The organism is Deltaproteobacteria bacterium, from assembly GCA_016235345.1.
In the GTDB taxonomy this organism is placed as follows: Bacteria; Desulfobacterota; Desulfobacteria; order Desulfobacterales; family Desulfatibacillaceae; genus JACRLG01.
The window spans coordinates 63,682-75,698 of record JACRLG010000028.1; the positions used below are offsets into that span (position 1 = coordinate 63,682).

The 12,017-nt window shown below is 57.0% G+C and carries 9 protein-coding genes and 1 tRNA gene; 4 read left to right on the plus strand and 6 right to left on the minus strand.

Features of this window, described 5'->3' with window-relative positions; all coding sequences use genetic code 11:
* Window positions 1-20 precede the first annotated feature (20 nt).
* The 4 genes from pssA (at window position 21) to greA (ending at window position 3,885) form a co-directional block, all read left to right on the plus strand.
* Window positions 21-815, plus strand: coding sequence for a CDP-diacylglycerol--serine O-phosphatidyltransferase (gene pssA, locus HZB23_13955; protein ID MBI5845761.1), 795 nt, complete (start codon window positions 21-23; stop codon window positions 813-815).
* A 351-nt stretch (window positions 816-1,166) separates the two neighbouring features.
* A complete protein-coding gene (locus HZB23_13960; protein MBI5845762.1) occupies window positions 1,167-2,231 on the plus strand; it encodes a 3-isopropylmalate dehydrogenase in 1,065 nt (354 codons plus the stop codon).
* Window positions 2,232-2,277: 46 nt separating this feature from the next.
* Window positions 2,278-3,297, plus strand: coding sequence for an aspartate-semialdehyde dehydrogenase (locus HZB23_13965; protein MBI5845763.1), 1,020 nt, complete (start codon window positions 2,278-2,280; stop codon window positions 3,295-3,297).
* Between the two features lie 120 nt (window positions 3,298-3,417).
* Complete coding sequence (gene greA / locus HZB23_13970) at window positions 3,418-3,885, plus strand: transcription elongation factor GreA (GenBank protein MBI5845764.1); 468 nt, start codon at window positions 3,418-3,420, stop codon at window positions 3,883-3,885.
* Window positions 3,886-4,172: 287 nt separating this feature from the next.
* On the opposite strand, the gene HZB23_13975 is transcribed toward greA, so the two are convergent.
* The 6 genes from HZB23_13975 to HZB23_14000 form a co-directional block, all read right to left on the minus strand.
* Window positions 4,173-5,153: a hypothetical protein gene (locus HZB23_13975; GenBank protein MBI5845765.1), complete on the minus strand. Its 981-nt coding sequence runs from the start codon at window positions 5,151-5,153 to the stop codon at window positions 4,173-4,175.
* 418 nt (window positions 5,154-5,571) lie between these two features.
* Window positions 5,572-8,019 carry an endopeptidase La gene (gene lon / locus HZB23_13980; protein ID MBI5845766.1) on the minus strand — a complete coding sequence of 816 codons (2,448 nt, stop codon included), beginning with the start codon at window positions 8,017-8,019 and terminating at the stop codon, window positions 5,572-5,574.
* Window positions 8,020-8,293: 274 nt separating this feature from the next.
* A complete protein-coding gene (gene clpX / locus HZB23_13985) occupies window positions 8,294-9,547 on the minus strand; it encodes an ATP-dependent Clp protease ATP-binding subunit ClpX (protein ID MBI5845767.1) in 1,254 nt (417 codons plus the stop codon).
* Window positions 9,548-9,753: 206 nt separating this feature from the next.
* Window positions 9,754-10,365 (minus strand): ATP-dependent Clp endopeptidase proteolytic subunit ClpP, encoded by a 612-nt coding sequence (gene clpP, locus HZB23_13990; GenBank protein ID MBI5845768.1) that lies wholly within the window; start codon window positions 10,363-10,365, stop codon window positions 9,754-9,756.
* A gap of 55 nt (window positions 10,366-10,420) precedes the next feature.
* Window positions 10,421-11,740 carry a trigger factor gene (gene tig / locus HZB23_13995; GenBank protein MBI5845769.1) on the minus strand — a complete coding sequence of 440 codons (1,320 nt, stop codon included), beginning with the start codon at window positions 11,738-11,740 and terminating at the stop codon, window positions 10,421-10,423.
* A gap of 135 nt (window positions 11,741-11,875) precedes the next feature.
* Window positions 11,876-11,956, minus strand: a tRNA-Leu gene (locus HZB23_14000).
* Window positions 11,957-12,017 lie beyond the last annotated feature (61 nt).

Consider the following 12,017-nt stretch of genomic DNA (forward strand, 5'->3'; position numbering starts at 1 on the left):
AGGTGCAAGCAATGAACGCCATGAAAAAAAGAAGACGCCCGAAGTCCGAAGAGCGGCGCAGGGGAATCTACCTCATTCCCAACCTCGTGACCTCGCTCAACATGTTCTGCGGCTTTTTCGCCATCATTGCGGCCCTTGACGGCCATTACTTCAAAGCCGCCGTCGCCGTGATAATTGCGGGAGTCTTCGACAACATGGACGGCAAGATCGCACGGGCCACCAACACGACCAGCAAGTTCGGCGTGGAGTACGACAGCCTTTGCGACCTGGTTTCCTTCGGCGTGGCCCCGGCGATAATAATGTACCTGTGGGCCCTGCAGGATTTCGGGCGCGTGGGCTGGCTCGTGGCCTTCCTGTTCATGGCCTGCGGAGCCTTGCGGCTGGCCCGCTTCAACACCCAGGTTGGGGTGGTGAGTTCCGACCACTTCGTGGGCCTCCCGATCCCTGCGGGCGCGGGCATGTGCATGGTAACGATATTGATGTGCTACTGGCTGGAACTTTCCACGGACGCCAGTCCCGTACCGCCCCAGCCGGTTCTCATTCTCATCCTCATGTTCGTGCTGGCCTTCTTGATGGTTTCCAACATCAGCTACGACAGTTTCAAACACAAAGACCTTGCGACGAAAAAAAGGAGCTTCTCCACCCTGTCATTGGCGCTGGTCCTTATGGTGTTTATAGCCTACAAGCCATCGCTGGTGCTCTTTATAATTGGCGCGACATACGTTCTTTCAGGCCCGCTGGGGGTATTGAGGCGCAGGTTCTTCGCGCCCGCCATGCCGCCGGAGCAGGAGAAGAGCCCGACTCCGCTTGCCTGAGCACCGGTTTTTACGGATGAACGCCGCAGGCTTTAAGGGCCTGCGGCGTTTTCGCATTTCAAACCCCTGATGTTTCCCGGCTGGCGGGAATTTTATCCCTCTCATTTTAAACTTGCGTTGGGGCCGAAAATCGGGATAATGAAACCATCCGACCGGGCAGGGTAACCCGGATCGGAAATTTTTTTTAGCAGCTTGAATAAAACGCGAACTGCTTTGTCAGACTTCGTTGGGCGAGGCGTCGCGTACTTTTAGTACGCGTCCTTCCCGCCCTTCTTGTCTTCCTCGCATTTCATCGTTTTTATACAGGCTTTAAATCCAGCCACTTCCAATGGCTGCTTTGGAGAATCAATCATGGGAAAAACGTACAACATAGCCGTGATCGGCGGCGACGGAACAGGCCCGGAGGTTGTGGCCGAGGGGCTCAAGGTTTTGAACGCGGTTGCGGCCAAGGAAGGCTTCACCCTTGATCTTACATATTATCCCCTGGGCGGCGAGCACTACAAGAAAACCGGCGAAATCCTCCCCGAAGGAATCACCGAAAAGCTCGCGTCCCACGACGCCATTTTCCTTGGAGCCATAGGGCACCCGGACGTAGCACCCGGAATCCTTGAAAAGGGCATTTTGCTGAACCTTCGTTTCGGCCTCGATCAATACATAAACCTTCGCCCCGTGAAGCTCTACGAGGGCGTGGCCACCCCGCTGAAGGACAAGGGCCCGGCTGACATAGACTTCGTGGTGGTGCGGGAAAACACCGAGGGCCTCTACGCCGGGGCGGGCGGGGTCCTCAAGAAGGGCACCAGGGACGAGGTGGCGGTCCAGGAGTCCATCAATACGCGCAAGGGCGTGGAGCGCTGCATACGCTACGCCTTCGAGTACTGCAGGAAGCGCAACAAGGGCAAAAAACTCACCCTCTGCGGCAAGACCAACGTGCTCACCTTCGCCTTCAATCTATGGGAACGCGTCTTCAACGAGGTGGCCAAGGAATACCCGGACATAAAAACCGACTACGCCCACGTTGACGCCACCTGCATGTGGATGGTGAAAAACCCGGAGTGGTTCGACGTGATAGTGACCGACAACATGTTCGGCGACATAATCACCGACCTTGGAGCCATGATCCAGGGCGGCATGGGTATTGCGGCGGGAGGCAACATCAATCCCGAAGGAGTCTCCATGTTCGAGCCCATCGGCGGCTCGGCCCCCAAGTACACCGGCATGGGCGTGATAAACCCCATCGCGGCCATTTCGGCGGGCCAGCTCATGCTGGAAACCCTTGGCGAGGACAAGGCGGCGGCCCGCATCGAAAAGGCCGTGGCCAGGGCGCTTAAGGACGACATAAAAGACGTCGGAGCCGGGAAAATGGGCTATTCCACCTCCCAGGTTGGGGATCTGATAGCGAAATACGCCACGGAATAAAAGCCCGGATAAAAACGCGAACAAGCTAACATAAGGTATCTTCGCCATGTCGAAAAAATTCAATGTCGCGGTTGTTGGCGCAACGGGCGCGGTTGGAAACCAGATGATCGACTGCCTAATGGAGCGCAGCTTTCCCGTAAACCAGGTGAAGTTTCTGGCCTCGGCCCGCTCCCTTGGCCGCACCCTCAAGTGGTACGGAGAAGATCAGCCCGTGGAGGTTCTGGACGAGAACTCCTTTGCGGGCGTCGACATCGCCATTTTTTCGGCGGGAGGAAGCACCAGCCAGCGCTTCGCGCCCATAGCGGCGACAGCCGGGGCCGTGGTGGTGGATAACTCTGCGGCGTGGCGCATGGACCCGGACGTCCCCCTGGTGGTGCCCGAAGTCAACCCCCACGCGGTTGCCGGTTACACCAAAAAGGGCATCATCGCCAATCCCAACTGCTCCACCATACAAATGGTGGTGGCCCTGGCCCCCATTCACCGCAAGGCGGGCATAAAACGCATCGTGGTTTCCACCTATCAGGCGGTTTCCGGAACGGGCCAGAAGGCCATTGAGGAACTCAAAGCCCAGGTGATGGCCTGGGCTGCGGGCCTGCCCATGGAAAACAAGGTCTATCCGCACCGCATCGCCTTCAACTGCCTTCCCCACATAGACGTTTTCTGGCCCAACGGCTACACCAAGGAAGAGATGAAGATGGTGCTGGAAACCCAGAAGATAATGGAAGACAAGGACATCGCGGTCACGGCCACAACGGTCCGGGTTCCGGTCTTTTACAGCCACTCCGAGAGCGTGAACATCGAAACCCGCAAGAAGATCACTCCCGCCGAGGTCAGGGAGCTCATGGCCAAGGCCCCCGGAGTCAAGCTCGTAGACGACCCCGAAAACAAGGTCTATCCCATGCCCATCGATTCTGCGGGCCAGGACCTGACCTTCGTTGGCCGCATAAGGGAAGACGAGAGCATAGACAACGGCATAAACATGTGGATCACCGCCGACAACATCCGTAAGGGCGCGGCCACCAACGCTGTGCAGATAGCCGAAATACTGGCCGAGAAGTATCTTTAGGAAGTCATGGTTTCCGGGCTTCCGACTTTCCGGCAGCGCCTTTTTTCCGTGTCGTAAAACCGCACCCGTGACGCAGAATTTAGACGCTGCGTCACGCGCACCACAAGGAGCCGTATCAAAGTGGACCGCATTCCCATCACTCCCCAGGGACTCGAAGTTCTCAAGGCCGAACTGACCAGGCTGAAGACCGTTGACCGGCCCGAAAACATCCTTGCCATCGAAGTCGCCCGCGCGCACGGCGACCTTTCCGAAAACGCCGAATACGCGGCGGCCAAGGAGAAGCAGAGTTTCATCGTTGGCCGGATCCAGGAGCTGGGGCACAAGATCGGCCACGCGGAAGTGATAGACCCGGCCAAGACCTGCAAGGACAAGGCCCTATTCGGAAACACGGTGGTCCTGGAAAACGTGGATTCGGGCGAAGAGGTCCGTTACCAGATGGTGGGCCCGGACGAGAGCGACATCAACAACGGCAGGATTTCCGTCACGTCCCCGCTGGGAAAGGCCTTGCTTGGTAAAAAGGTGGACGACGAGGTGAGCGTCCAGGCCCCCAACGGAACCAGGCGCTATATCATAGTGGAAATCGAGTGAGGCAGGCTTGACCCAAGCTGAAACGAACGCCCCCGTGGGGCTGTCCCTTCATCGGGATGGCCTTTCGGGGGCGTTTTTGTTTCGCGGGAAAACAAAAACCAAAGAAGCTGGATCGAAGCCTGCCTATCAGTCTTAATATTCGCGATGAAGTGCAAGGCGCGCAAGCGAGTGGCGAGGGAGCGTACCCGCCGAAGAAATCGCAGAGTTCTTCGGCTAATCAGGCTGGCTGTACGTGACCGCCTTTTCTGTGACGCCTGACACAGCAGTTCGCGTTTTTAGACAGGCTTCTAAAAAAACCAGAAAGAGGCGATCCCCGCACTAACCACCGGAATGGTGAAATTGTCGTTTATTGTCTGGCTGAAAAGCTCGGTGGCGGCTCCTGCCGCAGCCGTAACAATACACGCGGTAATCATGCCGGAAAAAGACAGGCCCCCGTCCACAATGCTCAATAAAACCACCAGGGAAAGCAGCGAGGACACAAAAAACGCGGTCGTCCCGGCAACGCTCTTTTCATGCCAGAGTTTTAGCCTGCCATAGCGCCGCCCGATCACCGAGGCAGCCGGGTCTCCAATGGCCAGGACCAGTATTCCCATTTCCAGCGCCGTCTTGGGAGCTATTGCGGTCATGAGAAAAAGGGCCGCCACGTACCAGGTGGATGCGTTGATTTCAAACCGCTCCTTTGGCCTTGAAATGAGGCCGAAAACCCGGTCCACCAGAAAATCGTTCCATTTGTCGGAAAACCTGCGAGAAATTTCAAGGCTCGTGAAAACCGCGAGAATGGACCCCAGGATGACGAGGGCCTGATGCTTGGTTAAAAGCGTCTCGTAGAGGGAAACCGCCAGAACCCCGTTGAATACGTGAAAGACGTTGCGGTAATAATTGGTGGGCTTGAGGTTTCGGAGCTTCATGGCCGTGGGCGAGGCCCCCACCGCCACGAGTTGCCTGTAGATGCGCTCGTAGGTTCGGGAGAGGCTTCCGCGCATGTCTTTTATGCGCTGGCTCTCGTTTATGTGGGAGAGCTCGCCGGAGTACTCCGAGAGCTTTTTTCCGGCCTCGTCCATGAGCTCGGCCAGGCTCTCGTGGGTTTCCGAGAGGCTTTTTCCCGCCTGGCTTGCGGCATGTGAAATATCGCGGCTTATGTTGGCGGCCTTTTCCCGCCACGTGGAATCGTGCGGGCGGGGTTTTTGCAGCTTCACTATGAACCCGAAAAGGTCCTTCGCCACCGATCCGGCAGTCTTTTCAACGGGTTGATCCTCTTTTTCTTCCATCGCGCCCGGCTTTTCCCTGAAAGGTTCTCCGTCAGCCAACCTGAAAAGGCTCTGTGGGCGTCTGGAATGCCGCTTGGTATCCCGGCTGATGCCGCCTCGACGCAACCTTGCCCACGGCCAGACGAATAGAACATCCGCTCGGATTATTCAAGCGCTAACATTGAAGAAACCGCCGGAAACATGGTTCCGTTATGTAAAAAAACGCCCCGTCCGATTTTCGGACGGGGGCGTTTTTTTGACACGATAACTTTTTCAGGAAGAGTCTTGCCCGACTCTTTAAAACAGCGGCTTTAAAGCCTGGATAAAAACGATGAAATGCAAGGAAGGCGAAAAGCCAATGAGGGAGCGTACTCTTTTCGTACGTGACCGAAATGGGCTTTGATGCCTGACACAGCAATTCGCGTTTTTAGACAGGCGACTAGTTGATCTGGATACCTCCGGGCTGCGGCGCCTCCACCGACTTGGTCATGACGCAGCCCAAGGGCACGTCCTCGCCCGCGAAGAGGCTTTCTCCCTCCTTTAAAACCAGGGCCTTTTCCAGCACGTCGTCCATGTTCTTGACCAGGCTCACCTTCACCTGGCTCAGGATGGCTTCGGGGATGTCCTTCAAGTCCTTCTCGTTTTCGTCCGGAACCAGGACTTCTTTTATGCCGGCCCTGTGGGCCGCGAGGATTTTCTCCTTAAGGCCGCCTATGGGCAGGACCCTTCCGCGCAGGGTGATCTCGCCGGTCATGGCCAAGTCCCGGCGCACGGGCCTGTTGGTGAGGGCCGACACCAGGGATGTGCACATGGTAATCCCGGCTGAAGGCCCGTCCTTGGGAATGGCCCCTTCAGGGATGTGGATGTGGATATCAATGGTCTTATAAAAATCCGGCTCAAGGCCAAGCCTTCTGGTGCGCGAACGCACGTAGCTCGCTGCCGCCTGGGAGGATTCCTTCATCACGTCGCCCAGTTTTCCGGTGACTATGACGTCGCCCTTGCCGGGCATGGTGATGGTTTCCACCACCAGTATCTCGCCGCCCACCTGGGTCCAGGCTAGGCCTGTGACAAGGCCCACCCGGTCGTTCTCCTCCACCTGCCCGTAGCGGAACTGGGCCGGACCAAGGAGTTCCTCAACGGTCTCCTCGGTGATTTTGATCTCACCCTCGCCCAGGTCCTTCCTGGCCACCTTGCGGGCGAGCTTTCTGCACACCGAGCCGATTTCCCGCTCCAGGTTGCGGACTCCCGCCTCCCGCGTATACTTGCGGATGATGGCGTTTACGGCTTCATCCGTGAAGTTCACCCTCTCCTTTTCCAGGCCGTTGGTTTCCGCCTGCTTGGGAATGAGGAAGCCGCGCGCTATGTGGAACTTCTCGAACTCCGTGTAGCCCGGAATCCTTATGATCTCCATGCGGTCCTGCAGGGGCATCGGGATGTCGTGCAGGGTGTTGGCCGTGGTTATGAAAAGGATGTCCGAAAGATCGTAATCGCAATCCATGTAATGATCGTTGAAGGAGTTGTTCTGCTCCGGGTCCAGGACCTCCAGGAGGGCGGCTGACGGATCGCCCCGGAAATCCATGCTCATCTTGTCCACTTCGTCCAGGCAGAAAACGGGGTTGGACACCCCTGCCTTTTTGAGGGACTGGATGATCTTGCCGGGCATCGCGCCTATGTAGGTGCGCCTGTGGCCCCTTATTTCGGCCTCGTCCCGCACGCCGCCAAGGGAGAGTCGCACGAATTCGCGGCCCGTTGCCCTGGCCACGCTTTTGGCTATGGAGGTCTTACCCACGCCCGGAGGCCCCACGAGGCAGAGGATGGGACCCTTGATCTTCTTCACCAGGGCCTGAACCGCCAGGTATTCCAGGATGCGTTCCTTGGGCTTTTCAAGGCCGTAATGGTCCTGGTCCAGGATCAGTTCGGCTTCCCCGATGTCCGTGCGGACCTTGGTTTTCTCGAACCAGGGAATGGCCAGAAACCAGTCGATGTAATTGCGGACCACCGTGGCCTCGGCGCTCATGGGGCTCATGAGCTTCAATTTCTTGAACTCCTGGCGCACCTTGGTGGCCGCCTCCTTGGACATCTTCTTTCTCTTGATCTTCTTTTCCAGCTCGTCCAGTTCGCCGCCCTGGTCGTCGTCGCCCATTTCCTTGCGGATGGCCCGCATCTGCTCGTTTAAGTAGTACTGGCGCTGGGTCTTTTCCATCTGCTCCTTGACCCGGCCCTTTATGCGGTGCTCCATCTCGTTTACGGCGATTTCCGAGCGCATGAGCCGAAGGAGAAGCGTTAGCCTCTCGGAGGGCGCGAAAGCCTCCAGAAGCCTCTGCTTGTCCTCTATCTTGAAGGAAAAGTGCGCGGCCACCGTGTCGGCGAGCTGGGACGGATCGACGATTGATGTAATGTTCTGCAAAAGGTCCTTGGGCACGTTCTTGTTGATCTTGGCGTAGGACTTGAACGTGGCCATTATCATGCGGTTCATGGCTTCGCTCTCGGTGTCGCTCATGGCGACTTCGCCCATGAGTTCCAACTCCACCGTGAAATGGGGGTCCTGCCCCACGAAGTCGGTGATCCTGCCCCTGGCCTTGCCCTCCACAAGGGCTTTGACTGTTCCGTCGGGAAGCCTCAAAAGCTGCAAAACGTTCCCCACGGTACCCACGGTGTGGATGTCTCGGGGGCCGGGGCGGTCGATGGAGGCGCGTTTCTGGGTGGCCAGAAAGACCTGCTTATCGCGTCCCATTGCAGCGGTAAGGGCATTGATCGAATGTTCCCGCCCCACGAAAAGCGGCACCACCATGTGGGGAAACACGACGATATCCCGAAGCGGCAGAAGCGGCAGCCTCATGCGTTCCTCCGGTTCTTCCTGGTCTTTTTTCTTGGTGATTCCGAACATGTCTTACGCACCCGCTTTTTGGGTTGATGGGCAAAAGATACCGTCAACAACCCGGAGATGATGAAACCTTCCGTGAAACCCGCCTCTAAATGCCGTCAAACCGCTTTTTTCCGGCCTTCCGCCAACCCTATAAAGGCCCACCATGCAGCCTGGATAAAAATGATGAAATGCAAGGAACGCGAGAATCCAATAAGGGAGCGTACTCTTTTGTACGTGACCGCAATTGGATTTGAAGTGTGACACAGCAGTTCGCGTTTTTAGACAGGCTGCGCTGTCAGGCTTTCTTTTTACTCTGTTCGTATAATAAGATCGGCGCTTCATTATTCAAGATCACTTCCTCGGCCACAACGCATTCTTTTACGTTCTGGGCGGAAGGAATCTCAAACATTATGTCGAGCATGGCCTTTTCCAGGATGGCCCTGAGTCCGCGAGCCCCGGATTTCCTGGCAAGGGACTTGGAAGCCACTGCGGCCAAGGCCGTATCGGTGAAGCGGAGTTTCACGCCCTCCATCTGGAAGAGCTTCTGGAACTGCTTCACCAGGGCGTTTTTGGGCTCGGTGAGAATGCGCACGAGGCTTTGCTCGTTCAACTCGCCAAGGGTGGCCAGAACCGGAAGCCTGCCGATGAATTCGGGGATCATGCCGAATTTTAAAAGGTCTTCTGGCTCCACGTTCAAAAGAAGCTCGCCCATGCTCTTTTCGGAACGGTCGCTCATCTTGGCGCCGAATCCTATGACCTTTTCGCCCATGCGCCGGGCGATCACCTCTTCAAGGCCGTGAAAGGCCCCGCCGCAGATGAACAGGATGTTGGTGGTGTCCACCTTCACGAAGTCCTGCTGAGGGTGCTTGCGGCCCCCCTTGGGCGGAACCGAGGCCATTGTGCCTTCGATGATCTTCAACAGGGCCTGCTGCACGCCCTCGCCGGAAACGTCGCGGGTTATGGAGGGGTTGTCGCTCTTTCTGGCGATCTTGTCGATTTCGTCGATGTAGACGATGCCCTTCTTGGCCCGCTCCACGTCGTAATCGGCGTTCTGGAGAAGGGCCAGGATGATGTTCTCCACGTCCTCGCCAACGTAGCCCGCCTCGGTTAAGGTGGTGGCGTCGGCGATGGTGAAGGGGACATCCAGGAACCGGGCGAGCGTCTGGGCCAAAAGGGTCTTGCCGCTTCCCGTGGGGCCGATTAAAAGCACGTTGGATTTCTGAATCTCCACGTCGTTGGTGTCCGTGGTGGATTCGAGGCGCTTGTAATGGTTGTGGACCGCCACGGAGAGGATGCGCTTGGCGTGCTCCTGCTCTATGACGTACTCGTCCAGCATCGCCTTTGTTTCCTTCGGACTGGGAATGCCCTTGGCGTCCCCTTTCCGCGCGGGCTTCTTGTCCGTTTCCTCTGCGATGATGTCGTTGCAAAGCTCGATGCACTCATCGCAGATGTAAACAGCGGGGCCCGCGATGAGCTTTTTGACTTCTTCCTGATTCTTTCCGCAAAACGAGCATCTCAAATGATCGTTCACGTCCCCTTTTTTCGCCATGGAACCGGTCTCCGAAAGACAAGGAAGGTGGTGACGGAATAAAAGCGGAAAAAGACGCCTTATCTTTTCCCGTAAAGACTTCAGACACTATAGTAACGATTTTTTCCTTTGGCAAGCCTTACGAAACAACAGATGGAGCGGGACGCCGCACGCGGCCCCGTTGGATAAAAACCTCCGGGGCCGCGCGGGCTTTGACTGGCAAGGGCTCACTTTTGCGCGATTATTGCGTCCAGGTCGGCCCTGTTGGTTATCACGTGGTCTATGATGCCGTATTCCTTGGCCTCCAGGCCGCTCATGAAATAGTCGCGGTCGGTGTCCTGCTCGATCTTTTCCAGGGGCTGGCCGGTGTGGTTCACCAGTATTTCGTTCAGGGTCTGCCTCATGCGAAGGATTTCCTTGGCCTGGATGGCGATGTCCGTGGCCTGGCCCTGGAACCCGCCCATGGGCTGGTGTATGAGGATTCGGGAATTGGGCAGGCTGTAGCGCTTGCCCTTGTTTCCCGCCGTGAGGAGAATGGCCCCCATGCTGGCGGCCTGACCAATGCAGACGGTTGTAATGTTGGGCTTGATGTAGGCCATGGTGTCGTAAATGGCCATACCGGCGGTAACGCTTCCGCCGGGCGAGTTGATGTAGAAGTTGATGTCCTTGTCCGGGTCTTCGGACTCCAGGAACAGGAGTTGGGCGATTATGAGATTGGCGACCTCGTCGTAAACCGGGGTTCCCAGAAAGATGATCCGGTCCTTAAGGAGTCGGGAATAGATGTCGTACGCCCGCTCGCCCCTGCTGGTCTGCTCCACCACCATTGGAATGAGGGTCATGTCTCCTCCGATCCGAAAAAGGTTTTGATGCCGATAAACCGCCAAACCATCAGGACTAAGAAGCAGTTGCCTCTTCGAGAACCGGCTCTACCTCTTCAATGGTTGCGCCTGCTCTCAACTGCTTTAGGACCTCTTTTTGCAAAAGGGTGTGTACGAAGGCTTCCAGGCGGTCCTGGTCGCCCTGGTAGAAGGCCTTGATGCGGTCTGCGGGAAGGTTCAGGCTCTTGGCCATGTCGTCGAAGGCCGCGTCAATCTCGCCGTCCGGGAGGGTCGTCCCAAGCTGTTCGATGAGATGATCCAGCACGATGTAGCGCCTCACCTGCCTCTCGGCGGTCTCCATGTACCGGGCCGCCAGCATCTCCCTGGTGATTCCGAGGTCGGAGAGCTTCACCTCCTTGTGCTCCAGGGTCTTCTCGTAATCCTCAACCATAAGGTCCATCTCGCGTTGGACTAGGCATTCGGGGGTCTCGAAGGGGGTGCGGTCAAGAAGGGCCTGGTAGATCTGCTCGTCCAGCTCCTGCTCGCGGCGCTTGTCGTAACCGTCCTGAAGGTTCTTGCGGATGATGTCCCTGAGATCGCCGATGGTTCCGAAGGGCCCCAGGGTTTTTGCGAACTCGTCATCGGCTTCGGGAAGGATCTCCTTCCTGATGTCTTTGACGGTGATGGAAAACTCGACTGTTTTTCCGGCCATTTCCTGGTTGAAATAGTCCTCCGGGAAAGACACGGGGAATACCCTGGTTTCGCCCTTCTTCATGCCGGTGACGCCTGCCTCGAAGTCCTTCACCACCTTGCCCGCGCCGATCTGGAGGCTGAAGTTGTCGGTTTTGGCGAAGTTGGGATCATTCGCGTGCTCGCCCACGCCCTCGTAGCAGATGAGGACGAAATCATCGTGCTGGGCCGCCCTGTCCTCTTCCAGGGGAATGAGCTTACTCATGTTCTTGCGGAGCATCTCGATCTGGATTTCGATTTCCTTATCGGTGGCCACGTAGTTGGTCTTTTTCAGGCTAAGGCCGGAAACGTCTATGGTCTCGATGGGCGGAAGGGTTTCCAGGTCGGCGGCGTAGTCGTAGGACTTGCCCTGTTCAAACACGGGCGGGTCCACGTGGGGGCGGCCCACGACCTTCAGCTTGGTCTCGGTGATGGCTGCGGGCAGGCTGTCGCCGATGATGGCCTGGGTCACCTCGTCCTTGATCTCTTCCTTGTACATTCTCTCGATGACCGAACGGGGGGCCTTGCCGGGACGGAAGCCCTTGATTTTCGACTTCTTGGATATGGCGGAGATAACCTTTTCCAGCTTTTCCGTAACGGTTTCGGCGGGAACCGAAACGTGAAGAATCTTTTTGACGGTGCTTACATCGGTGACGGTTACTTGCATTGTTGAAAAATCCCTTTCTTGGCCTTTTACGGCTTGATTTTGAGGCATAAATCAGCTTCGGCGAAAAAACCGCCGGTGGTTTCCGTGGGGAAAAAACCCGCAAGCTTTATGGGCTATTGCCCGGAGCGCCATGAATGCGAGAGAGGAGACTCGAACTCCTACTCCTTACGGAACTGGATCCTAAGTCCAGCGCGTCTGCCATTCCGCCACTCTCGCGCGCTTACGGCAATATAATAACGGTAAGGCCGTTTCGCCAGCCCCAAGCGGGCTTTTCGGC

Coding starts and splice junctions, on each gene's coding strand:
- HZB23_13975 (MBI5845765.1), bottom strand. CDS start 5,153: ATGGAAGAAAAAGAGGATCAACCCGTTGAAAAGACTGCCGGATCGGTG.
- clpP (MBI5845768.1), bottom strand. CDS start 10,365: ATGACCCTCATTCCAATGGTGGTGGAGCAGACCAGCAGGGGCGAGCGG.
- pssA (MBI5845761.1), top strand. CDS start 21: ATGAAAAAAAGAAGACGCCCGAAGTCCGAAGAGCGGCGCAGGGGAATC.
- HZB23_13965 (MBI5845763.1), top strand. CDS start 2,278: ATGTCGAAAAAATTCAATGTCGCGGTTGTTGGCGCAACGGGCGCGGTT.
- lon (MBI5845766.1), bottom strand. CDS start 8,019: ATGTTCGGAATCACCAAGAAAAAAGACCAGGAAGAACCGGAGGAACGC.
- clpX (MBI5845767.1), bottom strand. CDS start 9,547: ATGGCGAAAAAAGGGGACGTGAACGATCATTTGAGATGCTCGTTTTGC.
- HZB23_13960 (MBI5845762.1), top strand. CDS start 1,167: ATGGGAAAAACGTACAACATAGCCGTGATCGGCGGCGACGGAACAGGC.
- tig (MBI5845769.1), bottom strand. CDS start 11,740: ATGCAAGTAACCGTCACCGATGTAAGCACCGTCAAAAAGATTCTTCAC.